Raw genomic sequence first — 22,124 nt, 5'->3', positions numbered from 1 at the left:
AACCAAAATTTAAATTATGATTTACAGATTTAGAGTCATTTTAGACAACGATACAAAAGAGGATGTGTTTCGCGATTTAGAAATTAAAGAAACAGATACAATGGAAGATTTGCATAATATAATTACGCAATCTTTTGGGTTTGATGGTACAGAAATGGCTTCATTTTATTTAAGTAATGATGAATGGGATCAAGGAGAAGAAATATCTCTTTTTGATATGAGTGAAGGTGCAAACCAAGTGAGATTAATGAATGAAACTTCTTTATCTGACACTGTTCACGAAGCGCAAACTAAACTTATTTATGTTTACGATTTTTTAAACATGTGGACCTTTTTTGTTGAATTAGCAGAAATTGCTGAAGAAAATGAAGGTGTTGATTACCCAAATTTAATGTTTGTTCAAGGTCAAGTTCCAGATCATGCGCCTGAGAAAATTTTTGAAGCAGAAAGTGATGATGAATATGATGATGACGATGATTTTAATATTGACGATTACGACAATTTAGATTTTAACGAAAACTGGAATTAAATTAATACTAAAAATTCTTAGTATTTACACCTTCATAATTACGCTTAACATAAGCTAGAGCATTTTTTAAAATGCCTCCCATATTTTTACTTTTTTTAAACTCTATATCTAATGTATAATCATAGATTTTAGACTTTAATAAATTAATGTGTGTTGCATTAGAAATTTCATCGTTAATCATACAATTAATTAGCGCTTCAATTCTATCATTATAACTAATCATTCGTTTAGCAACAATGGAGCGTTCTTCAATTTTATATTGATCTATGGATTCTTTTTGAAATTTTTCTGAAACTAGCTCAACCATTTTTAGGTTTTCTTTAAAAAACTGAGGTCTATAAACATTAAACTTTCCTTCGTAAGATTGTTGGTCGAAATCTATTGCTCTAATTTTAAAAACAACATGATCAAAATCATGTGTTGGAACAATAACATAATTATAAGATCGCATATCGCCAAGTAACCTAATCATGCAGCGCTCGTTAAATTTCACAAATTCTTTAGCTATTTGAGATTTTTCAGAAGCAGTACAATCGTCAAGCATATTTTCTATAAACTCATCTCCTGGAATTCCAGCAATATGCTCTTCTATTAAAGTGTCTTTATGTACCATAAAGTTTAAGTTATATGGAGATAGCATGTGTTCCAATTCTAATCCATAAACACGAGAAGCATCAGCTTTTTTTACATAAAAATAGGTGTAATTATCGTTTAAAATATTTCTAATTTTTACTCGAAATGGCTTTGAGTTTCCAAAAGTGCAATAATCTACAGCGTCTACATTTAAAAAAGGAATTGTTTTTTCGTTACCATCACTATGCAATGTTGTGTACACTTTTTTAAGACTTAAATCTATTTCTGCTCTATCAAATTCGCTATAGTATACACGAATCCAAAGTGTATCTTTATCATCTTTATCGTATACTGTAATAGAGCCTTGAAACCTAAGTAAGTCGTCGTAATTAATAGCAACACGAGTATTTCTATTATACTCATCCAAATAGTTGTTTAACATACTATTAATTGGATACGACGGCTTTTTTTTAGAAATCTTTAAATCTTTCATAACTTTAATTATACTCAAATTTAAAACAATTAATACTAAAGTTGTAACAAAAGTTCGGTAGCTTCGTCTTATTTTTAAACCAATATATACTGTGTTTTAATTATATAACATTTAGTATCTAAAAATCAACCATTTTGGAAACCATTTTACAAATTAATAATCTCACCAAAAAATTTGGCAATTTAACTGCTGTAAACGACCTTTCTTTTACTATAAAAAAAGGAAATGTTTATGGAATTTTAGGACCAAATGGAAGCGGAAAATCTACAACCTTAGGCATTACTTTAAATGTTGTAAATAAAACAAGTGGAGATTTTAAATGGTTTGATGGCTCTGTATCTACACATGAGGCATTAAAAAAAGTTGGAGCCATTATAGAGCGCCCAAATTTTTATCCATATATGTCTGCTTACAAAAACCTTAAATTGGTTTGTAAAATTAAGGGTATAGATTATTCTAAAATAGACGAAAAACTAGAAGTTGTAGGTCTTTTAGAAAGAAAACATAGTAAATTTAAAACATATTCTTTAGGGATGAAACAACGTTTAGCTATAGCATCGGCATTGTTAAACGATCCTGAAATTTTAATTTTAGATGAACCAACAAACGGTTTAGATCCTCAAGGAATTCATCAAATTAGAGCTATAATTAGACATATAGCAAGCCAAGGAACAACTATACTTTTAGCTTCTCATTTACTAGATGAAGTTGAAAAAGTATGCTCTCACGTAGTCGTGCTTAGAAAAGGTGAAAAATTATATTCTGGACGCGTAGACGAAATGATTTCTAGTAATGGTTTTTTTGAATTAAAATGTGATGATGAAGAAAAGTTATTACAATATTTAGAGCAGCATACATCTATTGAAAAAACAATTAAAAAAGAAGGTTTAATTACTGCTTTTTTAAATGCGCCATTATCTGCATCAGCATTTAACAAAGAATTGGTAGAAAAAGGTATTTATATTTCTCACTTAGTTATGAGAAAGGAAAGTTTAGAAGAGCAATTTCTTCAGCTTACAGATAATAAATAAAAATCTATTTATCAATAAACGCATCTCTGCATTATAAACCATCACTGAAAATTTTTCAGTATAAAAAATAAAAGACCATGTTAAGACTTTTAAATATAGAATTTATTAAACTTTGGAATAATAAAGCCAGTAAAGTATTAATTCTTGCTTATTTCATTTTACTTTCACTAATAGCAGGAATTGCTGCTATAAAATTCAACTTTGGAGTTTTCGACTTTCATCTTGCAGAACAAGGCATTTTTAATTTTCCATTTATTTGGCATTTTAATACTTATGTCGCTGCAGAATTAAAATTCTTTCTTGCTATTGTTATAGTTTCTATGGTTGCAAACGAATACAGTAACAAGACTATTAAGCAAAATTTAATTGATGGATTAAGTAAAAAAGAATTTATAATTTCAAAATTTGTAACCGTTGCTGTTTTTGCATTTATTTCTACACTATTCATTTTTATTTTATCGTTAATTCTTGGTTTAATCTATTCTAGTTACAATGAGACTAGTATAATATTTTCGGATTTAGAATACTTATTCGCTTTTTTTGTAAAACTTTTAGGTTTTTTCTCTTTCTGTTTATTTGTTGGTATGCTAATTAAACGTTCTGCATTTGCGCTAGGTTTTCTTTTTATATGGTACATGTTCGAAGGCATTGTTAGATTAGGTTTATTTTTAATGGAAAGCACAAAAGAATATGCCGATGCTATTACTCAATTTCTACCTTTAAAATCGATGTCTAATTTAATAGAACAACCACTTGCAAGACTTGGTGCCGCTAAAGAAATAGCTAGCATGGCAGGAGAAGATTTAAGTTACGATTACGCTGTACATTGGTATGAAATTGCTATAGTTTTAGGTTGGACAGCTATTTTTATTTTCTTTTCTTATAGACTTTTATTGAAACGAGATTTATAATAAATCTATTAAAATCTACTTTATTTTAACATTCAACTTATAGATATGTTAAAGCAATTGTAATATATTTGGTTGCTATTGCTTGTAACTAAATGAAAAAGATTGTTTTAATACTTACCACACTTTTATATTGTGCAATTTCTAATGCACAAAAAGAAGCCTCTAATTGGTATTTTGGTGATAACGCTGGAATTAATTTTAATTTAGACACAAATACGGTTACCGCTATAAGTAATGGCCAATTAGCAACAGACGAAGGTTGTACAAGTATTTCTGATAGCAACGGAAATTTATTATTTTATACAGATGGAAGAACGGTTTATAATTCTAATCATGCTATAATGCCCAATGGGACGGGTTTAAAAGGAGATCCATCGAGTACGCAATCTGCTATAATAATTCCAAAACCTCAAGACCCAGATACATACTATATTTTTACTGTAGACACACCATCTTTAGACAATATAGATTTAGGTTTTCATTTCTATGAAGTTAACATGAATTTAGATGGTGGTTTAGGTGGTGTTGTTGCAAACTCAGAAACTCAATTACTTAGTAATACTTCCGAGAAATTAAGTGCTGTTTTAAAAGATTGCCTAACGCAAGATGTTTGGGTTATTACATACGCAAGCAACAACGGAAGTAATAATAACAATACGTTTTACGCATACCAAGTTACAAATACTGGTGTAAATACTACTCCTGTTGCAACTCAAATAGGAAATTCTATAAGTGAAGCTAGAGGCTATTTAAAGTTTTCTCCAGACGGCACAAAATTAGTAAGTGCTAATGTTGCCCAAGGCTTATTTTTATATGATTTTGATAAAAATACTGGAATGGTTAGTAATGCTCAAATTATAAACACAAATTTTACCGCGCAGGATGGTACGCTTTTAAGATCTTATGGTGTAGAGTTTTCTCCAAACAACAAATTATTATATGTTTCGGTATTTAACAATAGTACCAATGCTAACAGTTCTAATAATCAATACGGTGCATTGTTACAATTTAATTTAGAAGCACAAAATATAAGTGACTCTCAAGTTGTAATAGACGATAGACAAACCTATAGAGGAGGATTGCAATTAGGTCCAGACGGCAAAATATATAGGGCAATGAGTGATAACTATCAATTAGGAAGCCCTTTTTTATCTGTAGTAAATAGTCCCAATCAAATTGGCACTGCCTGTAATTATGTAAACAATGCAATTGCTTTAACAAACAATTCAAGACAAGGCTTACCTCCTTTTATTACTTCGTTTTTTAGTGAAGATATAGATATTATCCAAAATGGTATAAGCACAATAAACTTAGGGCTTTGTACAGGAGAAACATATACTTTAATGGCAGATGATATTCCTGGTGCGACTTATACATGGACTAAAGACGGCTTACCTTTACCCGAAAGTGATTTTGACTTAGTTGTTTCAGAAGAAGGAACTTACAGAGTAGAAATTGAAGTGAATGCAAACAGTTGCGGCTTATTGGAAGGCGAAGCCAACGTTACGTATTATAATATTCCAGTTGCTAATCCTGTAGGAAACATAAATGCTTGTGATAATGATAATGATGGCATAACAACTTTCGATTTTACATCGCAAACAAGTACAATAATAGACACACAAGATGCTACTGTGTTTGAAGTTAACTACTTTGAATCTATGGAAGACGCCACAGATAATGTTAATGCCATTAATGGTACCTATACAAACACTAGCAATCCACAAACAATATTTGCTAGAATAGATAATATTAACAACAGAAACTGTTTAGATATTACCACTTTTGAAATTGAAGTATTTAATACGCCAACAATAGCTTTATCAAACGATTTACAAGTTTGTGATATTGATACAGATCCTACAGATGGACAAACGCAAATAATTCTATCAAATTTTAATACAGATATTTTAGGTAGTCAAGACGAAACAGTATACACTGTTACTTACCATGAGTCGCAAGCCCATGCAGATGCTGGTATTAATAATCTATCTAATAACTACACAAATCAAACACCTTTAAACGAAACAATTTTTATACGAATTGAAAATAACAACAACACAAATTGTTATAATACAGGAAGTTTTAATCTAGTAGTAAATCCTCTTCCAGAAGCTAACGATTCTTACATTTATCAATGCGATGAAGATGGAATAGTTAATGGTTTTACAACATTTAATTTAACAGAAGCTAATAGTGCATTAACTGGAGATACAACAAATAGAAATACACAATTTTATCTAACATTAAATGATGCTATAAACAACACAAACGAATTAAACGGAAACGCATACAATAATATAAGTAATCCTCAAACAGTATTTGTAAGAGTAACAAATACTATAACAAGTTGTTATAATTTTTGTGAACTTGTTCTAGAAACAAGCGATACACAAATTTCCAATTATACTGCTCCAATAGTTTGTGACGAACCAGATTCTCCAGATGGAAAAAACACTTTTAATCTAGATGATTTTTCTACCGATATTTTATCTGGATTACCATCAGGTTTAGAGATAGCTTATTACGAAAATGCAAACGATGCACTTTTAGAAAACAATCAATTACCTTCAATATACGAAAACACAGTACCATATTCTCAAACCATATATGTTAGAGTAGAAAATAACAATGCCTGTTACGGTATAAACGAAGTTTTATTAACTATAGATACAATACCAGATTTAGATGATGATGAAACTGTATTGTATTGCTTAAATGAATTTCCAAATACTATAACTTTAGACGCAGGTTTAAATGATTCTCCTTCAAATTACAGTTTTAGCTGGGACAGTGGAGAAACTACAGAAACTATTGCTGTAAATACAGCAGGAAACTTTACAGTAACCGTTACAAACAATACAACTTTATGTAGTAACACAAGAACAGTTACTGTAGAACCATCTAACATCGCCACTATTAATGATATTGTTGTTGTAGATGGAGATATAAACAATAATACTATTACTGTTATTTTAGAAGATAGTGAAGGTGAGTATTTATATGCTTTAACAGACGACGAAGGTAATACAACGCTTTTTCAATCTAACAATACTTTTTATAATGTATCACCAGGTATCTACAATGTATTAATTAAAGATTTTAAAAATTACTGCGGAACTGTAGAAAGCAAAGTTTCGGTTATAGGCTTCCCTCCTTATTTCACTCCAAATGGAGATACTTTTAATGATACATGGCAAGTTTATGGTGTTTCTAAAATGTTTCAAGCAAACTCCGAAATTTTAATTTTCGATAGATTCGGAAAACTTATCACTCAAATAAATCCATTAGAAAAAGGATGGGACGGTACTTTTAATGGTACTCCTCTACCACAAAGTGACTATTGGTTTTCTGTAACTCTTCAAGATGGTCGTGTTTATAAAAATCATTTTACATTAAGAAGGTAATGAAATAGCATTGTTATGTCAAAAAAAACCATATTAATTATACTCCTGTTGGTTTCTCAAGCTGTAATAGCTCAAAACCAAACGGCTAATTGGTTTTTTGGAGACTATGCTGGTCTAAGTTTTAATGCAGGCTTTCCTAATCCAAATACTGATGGACAACTTATAACTTTTGAGGGTTGCTCTACAATTTCAAACAAACAAGGAGAACTATTATTTTATACAGATGGCGTTACTGTTTGGAATAAGAATCATACAATAATGCAAAATGGTGATGGTTTAACTGGTGACAATTCTAGCACACAATCTGCTATAATTATACCCAAACCTAATAGCACTGATATTTATTATATTTTCACAGCAGATGCAAGAGCTGGAGAGGATGGTTTAAGATACTCTGAAGTAGATATAAATGGTGACTCCGGACTAGGTGCAATAACCCAAAATAAAAACATTTTACTTACCACACCTATTGCAGAGAAAATTACAGCTGTAGAAAGTGCTGATGGAGAAAGCATTTGGGTAATAAGCCACAAATGGAATAGCAACGAGTTTGTTGCCTATTTAGTAAGTGATACAGGAGTAAACACGACTCCAGTAATTAGTGCAGTAGGCTCTGTGCATGATAATGAAGTTGGAAATAATTTTATAGGATATTTAAAAGCTTCTCCCAATAGAGCAAAAATTGCTTGTATAAAATCTTATACAAATAACGAAACTCAAATTTTCGACTTTAATGCTGCAACTGGTGTTCTTTCTAATCCGATTACAATAAACAATTATAGTTCTGAAATTTTCGGACCTTATGGTTGCGAATTCTCTCCAGACAGTAAACTTTTATACGTCTCTGAAATTATAAGATATGAAACCTTATATGTCTCAAAAATTCATCAATACGATTTAACGACATATAATCAACAAGCCATAATCAATTCTGATATTATAATTAACCAAGAAGAAGGATCTTTAGGTGCTTTGCAACAAGCTTTAGATGGCCGCATATATATTGCAAAATCTGGTTCTTCTCAAATAGGAGTTATAAAAAACCCAAATGAAATTGGAGCTAATTGTAATTATGAAAGTAATGCTATTTCATTAAATGGTAGAAATTCTCGTTTAGGTCTCCCACCTTTTGTACAATCTTATTTTTTTGCTACAAATATTTTTGAAAACACATGCTATGGAGACAACACAAGCTTTAGCATAGATACATCTACAATTATAGATAGTATAAGTTGGGATTTTGGAGATATAGCGAGTGGTACAAATAATACTTCTCAAAACCTTAACCCAACACATGTTTTTACATCTCCTGGAAGTTATGAAGTTACAATATCAATACAAACTCAAGGAGAAACTCAACTCTTTTATAGAACAGTAATAATTTCTCAAAGACCTCCTGTCTTAGATTTAGATCCTATATCTACCTGTATTTCAAACAACAATACTTTAAATTTAGTTAATTCTATTCCAGATGATATAATAAACAACTCAAATTTTATTATATCTTTTTACAATACTATAGAAGATGCAAATAATAGAGAAAATAGTATTACTTCTCCAACTGAATATAATTCTCCTCAAAATAATGAAATTATATATATAAGATTAGATAATATAAATGGCGACTGTTCTAGCATAAGTGAATTAGAATTAAATATTGTAGATATTCCTGTTGTAGAAGCCAACCAATCTGTTTTCATTTGCGAAAATGAAACTACAACAATTGATGTTGGCAACTTACCTCTACCTTTAAACAACTATAGTTTTTTATGGTTACACTCTAACGAAACAACATCTCAAATTCAAGTCAATCAAGAAGGAATATACACTGTACATATATCTTATGCTTCTTCCCAAACACCTCAAAATATTAATAATTGCTTTGCTGAAAGAAATGTACAAGTTAGCGAATCTAATGCTGCAACAATTTTAAATATAGAAATTACAGGAACTACAGCTACTATTTATGCTGAAGGTTTAGGAGCTTATGAATACACAATAGACAATATTAATAATTCTTATCAAAATAGTAATGTGTTTACTAATATAACGCCAGGTGTACATACAGCATATGTTAGAGACATTAATAATTGTGGTATTTCAGAAGCTAAATTTTCTATTATTGATTTTCCAAGTTTCTTTACTCCAAATGGAGATACGATAAATGATTTTTGGCAAGTTAAAGGCATCTCTAATTTATTTCAACCCAATTCTAAAATTTTCATTTTCAATCGTTTTGGAAGACTTATAACCCAAATAAAACCATCAAGCAAAGGTTGGGACGGTACTGTTAATGGCATTCCTCTTCCACAAAGTGATTATTGGTTTTCTGTAACTCTTCAAGATGGTCGTGTTTATAAAAATCATTTTACTTTAAAAAGATAATCCTATCAAATTACAAATCTTTATACTTATACTTAAAGCATATCTACTTTAAGTTATTATAATAGTATTAAATTTACAGCCGAAATTATTTTATAATTTCTAAAATGTAAACTCTCAACATACAAATAAATACCAAATGCTTAAGAATACTTTAAAAATAACATTTATACTTTTTTTATTAATACAATCTACTTTTTCTTATGCACAACAACCTAACGATTGTGTTAATGCCGTTGTAGTTTGTGGCGATTCCGATATTGTTTTAGATGTTAATGGCGCTGGAAATAACAGTAACGAATTTCCAACATCATGTAGTAGTGGAGAAAACAATAGTTTATGGCTTGAAGTAACCGTTACAACTTCTGGTTCTTTAGCTTTTACACTTACTCCAAATAGTACAGCTATTACAGAAGATTATGACTTTTTTATTTTTGGACCAAATACAACCTGTGGAAATTTAGGACCAACAATAAGATGCTCTACAACAAACCCACAAGCCTCTGGTCAAGGCAATAACTTAACAGGTTTAAGTACAGTAGAGACAGATAATTTTGAAGGACCTGGAGCTGCCGGCAATAGTTTTGTTAGCGCTATAAATGCAACCGCAGGAGATTCATATTTTATTGTTATAGATAGGCCTGTTGGTAATAGTCCATTTAGTTTGCAATGGACGGGAACTGCTCAATTTAGTGATGCACCAACAAGTGAAACAGATCCAACAGGAGATGCTTTAGATATTACTATTTGTAATACAGGAAACTCATCAGCATTTAATTTAGAACAAAATACGCCATTAATTATTGGTTCGCAAACAGATATTGATGTCGCATATTATGAAAATGAAAGTGACGCAAATATTGGAACAAATGCTCTATCTAGTCCTTATCCAAATCTAAATAATGGTCAAACTATTTATGCAACTATTACAAATACAATTACTAATTGTTTTACCATACAAGAATTTAATCTTTTTTTAGAAGATAGTCCACAAATTACCTCTTTAACAAGTAACACTAGTGTTTGCTCTGGCCAAGACGCCATTTTCACCATTACTGGAGACGCAGGCAATGTTGTAGACTACAATATTAACGGTGGTGGTACAATGCAAGTAACACTAGATGCAGCAGGACAAGGTGTTGTTACCGTTGCAGGAGCTACAGCAGACCAAACCATAACTTTAGAAGCTGTTACCAATCCATCTACAACATGTACAACAACATTAACAGATACTGAAACAGTTACTATTGGAGCAAATCCAACCATTACAAGTTTAACAACCAATACAGATATTTGTTCTGGAGCAGACGCTATATTCACTATAGATGCCACTGCCGATGATGTTATAGACTACACTATTAATGGAGGCGCAACACAACAAGTTGTTGTAGATGCTACAGGTCAAGCTATTGTAACCATTACAGCAGCAACCGTAGACCAAACTATAGTTTTAGAAGCTATTACAAACCCAATAACTATGTGTAGTAGTATACTAACAGATACAGACACTGTTACGGTAATAGCTAACCCAACAGTAGCATTAGCGAGTAATGATCAAGTATGTATAGGTGAAGATGCCGTATTTACTATAACCGGTACACCAGGAGATATTGTAGATTACAATATTAATGGTGGCGGTACAGTACAAGTAACACTTGACGCAGCAGGAGAATCTGTTATTACTATAGCAGCACCAGCAGTAGACCAAGAAATGACTTTAGAAGCTGTAAACAATCCAACTACAACGTGTACAAGCCTTTTAACAACATCTAATACAGTGGTAGTAAATTCACTACCAACAGTAATAACTCCAACAACGCTAGAAGCATGTGATGATGAAACTTTAGATGGTTTTACAGAAATAAATTTAAATATAAAAAATAATGAAATTACCGGAAGCAATCCAGCCTATGCTGTAACCTACTATTTAAATCAAAATGATGCTATTAACGAAAGTAATCCACTTGTAAGTCCTTATACCAATATCTCAAATCCACAAATTATTTCTGTTCGCGTGGAAAATGTTAATACTGGATGTTTTGACATAACAACATTAGAGCTAGAAGTCGTTGAACCTCCTGTTTCATTTCCTGTTACATCATTAAGTTATTGTGATCCAGATAGCGACGGTTTTGGTGAATTCTTTTTAAATAATACTGCAACTCAAGCTTCTGGAGGAGACACAAACTTATCAGTTACTTTTCACGAAACAATGGCTGATGCTCAAAACAATGTTAATGCTATTACAAATGAACCATATAACAATATAGTAGCCAATACACAGACTCTTTACATTCGTGTTCAAAGTTCTACAGCATCAACAAATTGTGCGAGTTACGAAACACTTCAATTAATCGTTAACCCAGAACCACAAATTATTACACCAGCAAATTTAACACCATTAGAAGTTTGTGATGATGATGCCGATGGATTTGCAAGTTTCGATTTAACTGTTAAAGAGCCAGAAGTACTAAATCTTTTAGATGGTGATGCCACTAACGATTTAGATCCAACATTATACACCATTACTTACTACCAAACACAAGCCAATGCCGAGGCACCAAACAATGCCATAGCTACACCAAACGCTTATGTAAACACCACTGCCGATATGGACAGTGTATGGATACGTGTAGAAGACAATGCTACAGGTTGCTATAAAACCATAGAGCTAGAACTTATCGTTAATCCGTTACCAGTATTAGCACAAGCCGCATCATTAAATTTATGTGACGTTAATAATCCAGGAGACGAGGTAGAAGCCTTTACATTAGAAGATGCTAATGCCGATATTTTAGCAGGACAAACCGGTATCACCTTAACCTATTTTAGCACACAAACAGGCGCAGAAACCAACGATCCAGCCGACCAAATATTTAGTCCATACACAAACACTGCAAATGCACAAACCATTTATGTATTAGGAACAAATAATGTAACAGGCTGTAGTAGCATTACTACTTTTGATATTAGAGTAAACCCACTACCATCGCCAGTAGCAATGCCAGCGGTAGTAGAAGAATGTGATGATGATAACGATGGATTTGCACTGTTCGATTTAGACGCACAAACAGTAATAATAGAGAACGGAGAACCAGACGTTACCACAACCTATTACGAAACGCAAGACGATGCCATGAATGGAATCAATCCATTAAGTAGCCCGTATGCCAATATTGTACAGTTTAACCAAACGGTTTATACCTTTGTACAAAACGATTTAACCAGCTGTTACACTATAGTAGAATTACCATTATCGGTAATACCATCTCCAGTAGTACCAATAGCAATTGAAGATTATGTAATTTGTGATGCCGATAACGATGGTACTGCTCAATTTGATTTTGATGCCGTTATCAATCCACAAATTTTTGCAAACGGACAAACACCAGCAGATTTCACCTTAACATACCACACCACACAAGCAGGAGCCGATAGTGGTAACAACCCAATAGTAAACACGAGTAACTATACCAATGTTACCAATCCACAAACCATTTACATTCGCTTAGTAAGCAATGCTAATGGCTGTGTTACCACAGGAAGTTTTGTTATTCGCGTGGAATTCCCACCAGTAATCGATGCTAATTATGACAATTTATTATCACAATGTGATGATTTAGATGCCGATTATATGGAAGCTAATAATGGTTTCACTTTCTTCGATTTAACGGTAGAAGATATAGAAATCACCGGACCAATGAATGTAAGTTGGATAGTTACCTATTACGAAACCATGGCCGATGCGCAAGCCGATACGAATGCCATTCCAGATCCAACAGCGTACCAGAATACCATGACAGGTCCACAAACCTTATACGTAAGAGTGACCGATAATGATACCGGTTGTTTCAGTTTTACAACCGTAACCATCCGTGTATTAAACAATCCATCACCAACACCAGATCCAGAAGATTTAGAACTGTGTGACGATGTTGATATTGTAGGACCAAACGATATGCTAGAGACTTTCGATTTAACACAAAACGAAGCCACTATTATTAATGGAGAATTAGGAGTAACCGCAAGTTATTACCTATCACAAGACGATGCTATTATGGGTAACAATGCTATAGCAGACCCAAGCATGCATATTAACGAAGATCCAGCAAATCCAGGAGTTGCTGTTACACCACAAACCATTTATGTGCGCTTAACCAACGGTACAGACCCAACAGGATTAGGCGGTACAGGATGCTACAGTTTAGTGAGTTTCAATATTATTGTAAACCCATTACCAGTAGTAACACCAGTAGAAGACTATGTGATTTGTGAATTAAATACAGATAACGTTGCAGACTTTGATTTAACAACAATGACAGCAGCCATATTAAACGGTCAAGATCCAGCCATCTTCACGGTAACCTACCATGAAACACAAGCTGAAGCCGATGCAGGTATTAATGATTTAGCAATAAGTGGCGATTACACTAATACTAGTGATCCACAAACCATTTACGTTAATATTACCAATACCGTAACCGGATGCGATACCACAGCACTTACCTTTAATTTAGTAGTAGACGAAGCAGCACAAGCCAATCCAGTTGGAGGCCCAATTGTATACGAAGCCTGTGATGACACAATGGAGTTTGATGGAGACACGACAAACGACACTACTGTTTTCGATTTAACCACTCAAAACGCAGATGTATTAGACGGTCAAGATCCAGCAGATTACACTGTAACGTATTACGAAACACAAGCCGATGCAGATGCAGGTATCAATCCATTACCATTTACTTACACTAACACGGTTAACCCACAAGTTATTATTGTAAGAGTCGATAATGATTTAATGATAAACGATCCTGCCAATCCAGGAACGATGATAGACAGTTCATCATGTTACGAGACTGCAGAAATTACCTTACAGGTTAATCCAATGCCATCGTTTATGTTAGACAGTGCATACTTATTATGTATTAACACTAATGGCAGCGAGGTTATAAACTCACCAGTAATAGATACCGGTTTAGATCCTTCACAATATACTTTCGAGTGGACTTTAGATGGTGCAGTATTACCAAACGAGACCTCAGAATTTATAGAGCCAACACAAGGCGGAACTTATGGTGTAGTGGCGACAGATAATGCTACAGGATGTTCAAACGACGAAGTAACCACTTTAGTTACCGTAAGCGAGCCACCAGTATTAGAAGCAGAGGTAACAACATTGGCCTTTGCAGAGCAGCATGATATTTTAGTAACCGCAACAGGTACTACTAGCACATCTATAGCCGAATACGAATTTAGTTTAGATGGTGGCGATTGGGAATTAGGCACACAAAACACTGCGGGTGCTTATGTGTACACCTTCTCTGATGTTGCAGCAGGAGAACATACTATAACAGTAAGAGACACACAAGGTTGTGGAGAAAGCACAACAACAATAACAGTTATGGATTATCCATTGTACTTTACACCAAATGACGATGGTTACCATGACACGTGGAATATTTACGATATAGGCCGTCAGGCAGATGCTGTAATCTATATTTTTGATCGTTATGGTAAACTCTTAAAACAGTTAAGTCCATTAGGCGAAGGTTGGAATGGTACTTACAATGGTAACCCAATGCCAACTAGCGATTACTGGTTTACTGTAGAATATAGAGAACCTAATAATCCTACAGTTAAGAAACAGTTTAAAGCACACTTTACTTTAAAACGATAAACGTTAAATTATTAAAAACTAAAACGCCCAAACATAAGTTTGGGCGTTTTTTATTATATGTTATATTAGGTATTGCAATATTGAATGGAATGCATGAGTGCGCTTACGTTAAGGATAGCAGCGGCATCCTTTTTTGCGCGCGCTTATGCGCGAAAAAGATATAGCGTATAGCCTGACCGAGTCATGCCTAAGCATGGCTTGGGAACGCAAAAAAAGTAAAACTATTATTTAAAAAATATAACCCAAAATATTCGTAAGTTTAGATCATTATAAATCTGTAATGCAAAGTAAAACTGTACTCATATTATTTTTACTACTTTTTCTTCGTTTGGAAGTAAAAGCGCAGGACATTTCAATTTTCCAACAATTTAATGGCCGTTATGACTATTTAGCTATAGGCAATACTCTTAACCAAGCAGAAAATAATATTGTGCAAGATTTTTGCGAAATACTTCCTTCTTCACAAGCTACTCTCAACATTGACAATACTTCAACCATAGTCGCTGCATATTTATACTGGGCCGGATCTGGATCAGGAGACACAGAAGTATCACTTAATGGAACACAAATTATTGCGGACGATACGTACACGACAGTTTATTCTGATTTTAGCAATGGTGACTTAACATACTTTTCTTGTTATGCAGAAGTAACAAATCAAATTCTTACCGAAGGCAACACAGTGTATACTTTAGCAGATTTAGACATCTCTGAAACATTAGCAAACAACTCTGGTTACTGTAACAATAGAACAAATTTTGCTGGTTGGAGTTTATATGTAATTTACGAAAACAATAGCTTACCATTAAATCAAGTGAATTTATTTCAAGGTCTAGAAATTATAAATAGAAATGTTACCGAAAAAATTATTTTACTCGAAAACGTAAATGTACTAGATAATGACAATGCTAAAATAGGTTTTTTAGCATGGGAAGGAGACAATGCATTAAATTTTGGAGAAAGCCTCTCTATAAATGGAAATATAATTTCTAATCCTCCATTAAATATGGCTGATAATGCTTTTAATGGTACAAACTCTTTTACCAACTCTTCTACATTTTATAATGGAGATTTAGATGTTTATAGTATAGAAAATAATATTAACGTTGGAGACACACAAGTAGAAATAAAATTAACTACAGGTGCTATAAACCCAAATACAGGTATTTTTAGCGCCGATTTAATAATTGTAAATAATATTATTACAGTTTTAAACAGCCAGTTACCAGATGCTACAATTGTAATAGACACAACTGAAACTAGTTGTAACTCAAGAAATTTAACCATTAACTATATCGTAAATAATTTTAATAGTACAGAGTTATTACCTGCCAATACTCCAATAGCAATTTATGCCGAAGGACAACTAATTGCACAAGCATTTACAGAAAACAATATACCAATTAACGGTTATGAAAGTGGCGTTATTAACGTTACAATACCTAATTTAATACCTGATAATTTTCTATTAAATTTAGTGGTAGATGATGATGGCTTTGGAAACAGTACTGTAATAGAAATTTTGGAAAACAATAATATAGACGAGACTATAATTAACTTATTTCCAGAACCCACGGTTACCAATCTACCAAGCTTAAAATTGTGTGACATTGGTTTTAACACTGCTATTTTTAATTTAAATAATGTCCTAATAAATATTAATGATACTGCTTTTTTAAACTTTACTTTTTTTGAAAACTTACAAGATTTAGAACAAAATGAAAATAACATTCTAAATCCTGAAAATTACCAATCCCATAATTCTCCTCAAACTATTTTTATTAGAGCTGAGAAAAATAGCTGTTACGATATCTTCACTTTTATATTAAACACAGAAAACTGCCCACCAATTATTCCTCAAGGATTCTCACCAAACAACGATGGTATTAACGACCACTTTAACATTCAAGGTCTTTATACTATTTTCGAAAAACACGAATTACTTATTTATAGTAGATATGGGAACCTTATATTTAAAGGCAACGACAATTTAAAGTGGTATGGTATCTCTAATCATGGTATTAATAAAGGAAAACCGGTACCAACAGGCACATATTTTTACGTCCTAAAATTAAACGATAGTAACTATTCTAATTATTTGGGTTGGGTTTATTTAAATCGCTGAAAATAAAACAATTGTATTTCATCGAATAAATTTGCTTTTAAACTATTAATCGTTATTTTTGTCCTTTAAACCTTATCATTTATCGATTTATCGCTAATCTTGAATGATAATACATCCCAAATATGAAACATTTATTCCTAACAATCCTACTATTTGCTTTTGCTCATCAAGCAACTCAAGCACAACAAATTACGGTAAACGATTCACAAACACCAGAACAATTAATAAATGCTTTAGTTGAAGGTTGTGTGGAAGTTTCAAATATTTCTAGTCCAATTAATGGTACCACAAATGGTTTTTCTAGTTATGGTTTTTTTGAGCAGGCTAACTCAAATTTTCCATTTGAAAATGGAATTGTTCTATCTACTGGAAACGTAAATTCTGCTGGAAATGCACAAAATACGAATGCTCTTAATGAAGGTGAGACGTCATGGCAAACAGATCCAGATTTAGAAACAGCTTTAGGAATAAACAACACATTAAACGCAACCTCTATAACATTTAATTTTATTTCTGCCACAAGTAGTATTAACTTCAATTATATTTTAGCCTCTGAAGAATATTTTGCTGATTATCCATGTAATTATTCCGACGGTTTTGCTTTTTTAATAAAAGAAGCAGGCACAAATCAACCATATCAAAACATAGCAGTAATTCCAAATACTACAACACCAGTAAATACAAGTACAATTCATGAAGAAATTGTAGGTTTTTGTGATGCAGAAAATGAAAGCTTCTTCGAAGGATATAATATTGGAGACACTAACTTTAATGGAAGAACAAATGTAATGTCTGCTTCTGCCAACATTACTCCAAACGTAGAATACAATATAAAATTAATAATTGCAGACCAAACCGATAGAAATTTTGATTCTGCAGTATTTATAGAAGCAAATAGTTTTACAAATAGTGTAGACTTAGGAGCAGATTTTTCTACCTGTAATGCCTCAACAACTTTAAATGCAGAAACCAATAATACACAAGCTACTTACGAATGGTTTTTAAATAATTCTATTATTAATGGTGAATCTTCTAGCTCTTTAAACGCTACAAGTTCTGGATTATACTCCGTACTTATTACTGTTCCATTAAATGGTACAACTTGTACTTTTGAAGACGATATTAACGTTGTGTTAAACTCCATACAAACTTTTCCTCAGTTAGCAGATTTTACTCAATGCGATGACGCTAGTAATGATGGTGTAGAAACATTTAATTTAACTACACTAGACAGTCAAGTAGAAGCAAGTATTCCTGCTTCAAGTTACACAATAAGCTATCATACTTCAAGTCAAGATGCAGAAAACAATAGCAACAGTGTTACTACAATTAATAACTCCTTAAATCCAGAAACCATTTACATTAGAGCTATAGATAACAATACTGGATGCGTGTATATGTCAAGTGTACAGCTAATTGTAAATTCGTTTCCTACAATTTCAGAACCATCAAATATAGAAATTTGCAGTAATTCTAGTGGTGATGCAATGCTAACCAATAGTGATTTAGAAATAACAAACAACAACCCAAATTATAGTGTTACTTATCATTATTCACAAATAGATGCAGATAGTGGTGCAAATGAAATTTCATCTCCATACACTCCATCAAATACTACAGAACAATTATTTGTTAGAGTTTTAGATACTACAACTGGATGTGTAGCATTTACAAATATAACAGTAGAAGGTTTAGAAAGTCCGAATATTAATAACGAAACCCAACAAATAAATGCTTGTGAACAAGATGATGATGGATTTGAAATTTTCGACTTAACAAGTGTTATTAATAATGTACTTCAAGGAGAAACCAATGTTACCGTTACCTACCATGTAACTATAGAGGATGCTAACTCTGGAGAAAACCCAATAAATGACCCTACACAATTTCAAAATACAACTCCAGACCTTCAAACCGTTTTTATAAGAGTTGATAATGATAATAATTCTTGTTACGATATTGTTTCTGTAGAATTACATACAAATATTTTAGAAACAGGTACTAATATTAGAAATTTTGGAGCTTGTGACGAAGCACCAGACGATGGTAATGCGACTTTCGACTTAACAGCTATTACAGATGTTATTGCTAATGGTTTACCAGATATTACAATTACATATTATGAAACAGAAGAAGACTTATTAAATAACACAAACCCAATAGATGACTCTGTAGATTATGAAGTATTAAATAGCTTCCAACAATTATATCTTTTAATTGAAAATCCAGATTGTAATAATGATACAGAAATATTATTAAATGTAAATGCCTCTGTAACAATATTAAATAACAATCCTGTAACTTATTGCGATACAGATGATGATACTTTAACCTCTGTTGAGTTATCTACATTCGACTCTATAGTAAATGTTGGTATAACAGAACCTATTGTTTCTTATTTTGAAACCGAAGCAGATGCTAATGCAAATACAAATTCATTACCTCCATTTTATAATAATACAGTTAATCCTTTTACTGTTTATGTAAGAGTTATAGATGGCAGCTCTGGTTGCTACGATGTTAAACCTTTACAAATAGAAGTACTTCCAGCACCTTCAATAAATTCTAATCCAGAATTTGTTATTTGCGATAACGATCAAGACGGACTATCGATTATAGACCTAACCTCTATAAATGCAGAAATAAACTCAGAATCCACAACTTTAATTTCTTATTACCTTACTCAAAACGATGCCAATAACTCTACTAATGAAATAACAAACAGTACTAATTATAACACTGCAACATCCACCGTTTTTGCAAAAGTAGAAAACAATACTACAGGCTGTTATGCATTATTACCAATTAGTATTATTGTAAATACATTACCTAACTTTACAACAATTACAAATTATGTGTATTGTGAAACAGATGGTAACCAAATTGGAGATTTTATTTTATCTGATAAAGATGCCGAAATCCTTAATGGACAAACAGGCAAAGAAGTTTTTTATTTTGAAACTGAAAATGATGCATTAAACAATACCAATAGCATAGATAAAAACTCTATTTACAATAATACATCTCAATTTCAAACCATTTATGTACGTGTAGAAAATATAACAGATACAACTTGTTTTGGAACTTCAACATTTTTATTAGAAGTTGGGTCTGAGCCAATTTACAATGCTCCAGAAGATGTTAATGTATGTGATGACAATTCTAATGATGGTTTTGAAACCTTTAATTTAACCGAGAAAACACAAGAAATTATTGCTAATAGTACAGATACATTAACTGTAACCTACTATTTAAACCTAGAAGATGCTCAAAACCAAACTAACGCCATTACAGGAGACACTTTTACCAACACAGTAAACCCTCAACAAATTTTTGCTAGTATAGACAATGGTACTTTTTGTAAAGGCATTACAACTTTTGAGTTTAATGTTATACAAGTTCCAATTATTGGTAATGCTCCAGATTTAACAGCTTGTGATACAGACACAAATGGTACTGTGGTTTTTGATTTAACACAAGTTGAAATAGATGTTGTAGCAGTAAGACAAGATAACACTATAGTTAATTTTTACGCAAATGAAATAGATTTATTAGCAGGAACCAACCCAATTAATAATCCTGAAACATATACTAATATTTCTAATCCACAAACAGTTTACATAGAAGTCTACAATACGGTTTCTAATTGTGGAGCTTCAGTTCCTTTCAATTTAATTGTTAATTTACCACCAGAAATTGCACCAATTACAGAATATGAAACATGCGATACTAGTGACAATTCTTTTAACTTAAATGAAACAACACAATCGCTAATTGGTAATCAACAAGATGTTGTACTTACCTTCTACTCTACTTTAGCAGATGCACAAACATCTCAAAATCCTTTAGATACTAATTACAACTACAATTCAAACAACGATACAATTTATGTTAGAGCAGAGTTTACTACCACAAACTGTTTTAGTACAAGTGCTTTTACATTAGTAGTAAATCCATCTCCAACATTAAATTTACAAGATTTAGAAGCTTGTGATGATGATTTTGATAGCGAACTAGTTTTCGATTTATCACAACATTCATCAATAATTATAGGTACTCAAGATGCTAATAATTTTATAATTAATTATTTTGAAACTGAAAATGATGCGTTAAATAATACCAATGCAATTTCAGATTTAAATTATAATGCCCAAAACGAACAAACACTTTATGTACGGTTAGAAAATATAACTACAGCTTGTTTTTCAACAGGAGCATTTAATGTGTACATAAATAGAAAACCAGAAGTAAACATTACAAACCAAGTAGTTTGTATAGATAATTTACCACTAGTAGTAACGGCAGAAACCAATGTAGCATCAGACTCCTATTTGTGGTCTACTGGAGAAACAACTCCTGTAATAGACATTACAGAAATTGGAAATTATTGGGTTACAGTAACTACGGCTTTTAACTGTACAACTACTTCTAATTTTACTGTTACTGCGTCACAACAAGCGCAAGTAGATTTTGATGTTTCTCCAGCTTTCCAAGATCCACATACTATAATTGTAGAAACTCAAGGTATTGGAAACTACATTTACCAATTAAATGATAACGAACCTCAAGTATCTAATGTATTTAATAATGTACCTATTGGAGTTCATTATATTACAGTAATAGATATTAATGGTTGCGAACCAACACCTCCTAAGAGAATATTTGTAATTGATGCTCCACAGTTTATAACACCAAATAACGATGGTTATTTTGATACTTGGCATATAACAGGTGTTAGTCAATTAGAAGGAACTGTAGTAACTATATATGATCGCTACGGGAAACTTTTAAAAATTCTTAAACATAATGATTATGGTTGGGATGGACGCTATAATGGAAACCTTATGCCCGCAAGCGATTATTGGTTTGTAGCAGATGTAGTTAATGGAAGCGAAGAATTTCAAGTTAAAGGACATTTTTCTTTAAGATTATAAATACTCCTTTAACACTATTTTTTGTTCAACATATTAGGTTCTTCACTATCTTTGCATGCTGT

General features: G+C 32.2%; 9 protein-coding genes. 8 read left to right on the top strand and 1 reads right to left on the bottom strand.

Annotation, left to right across the window (positions count from 1 at the left end; genetic code table 11):
• The first annotated feature begins 16 nt into the window (after nucleotides 1–16).
• Nucleotides 17–529, top strand: a complete 513-nt coding sequence (locus BWR22_RS04940) for an IS1096 element passenger TnpR family protein (RefSeq protein ID WP_076732311.1) — start codon at nucleotides 17–19, stop codon at nucleotides 527–529.
• A 7-nt stretch (nucleotides 530–536) separates the two neighbouring features.
• On the opposite strand, the gene BWR22_RS04935 is transcribed toward BWR22_RS04940, so the two are convergent.
• Nucleotides 537–1,595 (bottom strand): hypothetical protein, encoded by a 1,059-nt coding sequence (locus tag BWR22_RS04935; protein WP_198033393.1) that lies wholly within the window; start codon nucleotides 1,593–1,595, stop codon nucleotides 537–539.
• 134 nt (nucleotides 1,596–1,729) lie between these two features.
• On the opposite strand from BWR22_RS04935, the gene BWR22_RS04930 reads away from it, so the two are divergent.
• The 7 genes from BWR22_RS04930 to BWR22_RS04900 all read left to right on the top strand — a co-directional run bounded on the left by BWR22_RS04930 (nucleotide 1,730) and on the right by BWR22_RS04900 (nucleotide 22,062).
• Entirely contained in the window at nucleotides 1,730–2,626 is an 897-nt protein-coding gene (locus tag BWR22_RS04930; protein WP_076732310.1) for an ABC transporter ATP-binding protein, read from the top strand.
• Nucleotides 2,627–2,703: 77 nt separating this feature from the next.
• A complete protein-coding gene (locus tag BWR22_RS04925) occupies nucleotides 2,704–3,537 on the top strand; it encodes an ABC transporter permease (protein ID WP_076732309.1) in 834 nt (277 codons plus the stop codon).
• Nucleotides 3,538–3,629: 92 nt separating this feature from the next.
• Nucleotides 3,630–6,944 (top strand): T9SS type B sorting domain-containing protein, encoded by a 3,315-nt coding sequence (locus tag BWR22_RS04920; RefSeq protein ID WP_076732308.1) that lies wholly within the window; start codon nucleotides 3,630–3,632, stop codon nucleotides 6,942–6,944.
• Nucleotides 6,945–6,959: 15 nt separating this feature from the next.
• A complete protein-coding gene (locus BWR22_RS04915; RefSeq protein ID WP_076732307.1) occupies nucleotides 6,960–9,329 on the top strand; it encodes a T9SS type B sorting domain-containing protein in 2,370 nt (789 codons plus the stop codon).
• A gap of 136 nt (nucleotides 9,330–9,465) precedes the next feature.
• Nucleotides 9,466–15,003: a T9SS type B sorting domain-containing protein gene (locus BWR22_RS04910; RefSeq protein ID WP_076732306.1), complete on the top strand. Its 5,538-nt coding sequence runs from the start codon at nucleotides 9,466–9,468 to the stop codon at nucleotides 15,001–15,003.
• A 280-nt stretch (nucleotides 15,004–15,283) separates the two neighbouring features.
• Entirely contained in the window at nucleotides 15,284–17,128 is a 1,845-nt protein-coding gene (locus BWR22_RS04905; RefSeq protein WP_076732305.1) for a gliding motility-associated C-terminal domain-containing protein, read from the top strand.
• A 122-nt stretch (nucleotides 17,129–17,250) separates the two neighbouring features.
• Nucleotides 17,251–22,062, top strand: coding sequence for a T9SS type B sorting domain-containing protein (locus BWR22_RS04900; RefSeq protein ID WP_076732304.1), 4,812 nt, complete (start codon nucleotides 17,251–17,253; stop codon nucleotides 22,060–22,062).
• Nucleotides 22,063–22,124 lie beyond the last annotated feature (62 nt).

The organism is Lacinutrix venerupis (assembly GCF_001971745.1).
Classification (GTDB): domain Bacteria; phylum Bacteroidota; class Bacteroidia; order Flavobacteriales; family Flavobacteriaceae; genus Lacinutrix; species Lacinutrix venerupis.
This window is presented reverse-complemented; position numbering and strand designations above follow the sequence as displayed.

Bases quoted from the DNA above. Each gene is read 5' to 3' on its own strand.
- BWR22_RS04940 (WP_076732311.1), top strand. From the start codon at position 17: ATGATTTACAGATTTAGAGTCATTTTAGACAACGATACAAAAGAGGAT.
- BWR22_RS04935 (WP_198033393.1), bottom strand. From the start codon at position 1,595: ATGAAAGATTTAAAGATTTCTAAAAAAAAGCCGTCGTATCCAATTAAT.
- BWR22_RS04925 (WP_076732309.1), top strand. From the start codon at position 2,704: ATGTTAAGACTTTTAAATATAGAATTTATTAAACTTTGGAATAATAAA.
- BWR22_RS04920 (WP_076732308.1), top strand. From the start codon at position 3,630: ATGAAAAAGATTGTTTTAATACTTACCACACTTTTATATTGTGCAATT.
- BWR22_RS04915 (WP_076732307.1), top strand. From the start codon at position 6,960: ATGTCAAAAAAAACCATATTAATTATACTCCTGTTGGTTTCTCAAGCT.
- BWR22_RS04910 (WP_076732306.1), top strand. From the start codon at position 9,466: ATGCTTAAGAATACTTTAAAAATAACATTTATACTTTTTTTATTAATA.
- BWR22_RS04905 (WP_076732305.1), top strand. From the start codon at position 15,284: ATGCAAAGTAAAACTGTACTCATATTATTTTTACTACTTTTTCTTCGT.
- BWR22_RS04900 (WP_076732304.1), top strand. From the start codon at position 17,251: ATGAAACATTTATTCCTAACAATCCTACTATTTGCTTTTGCTCATCAA.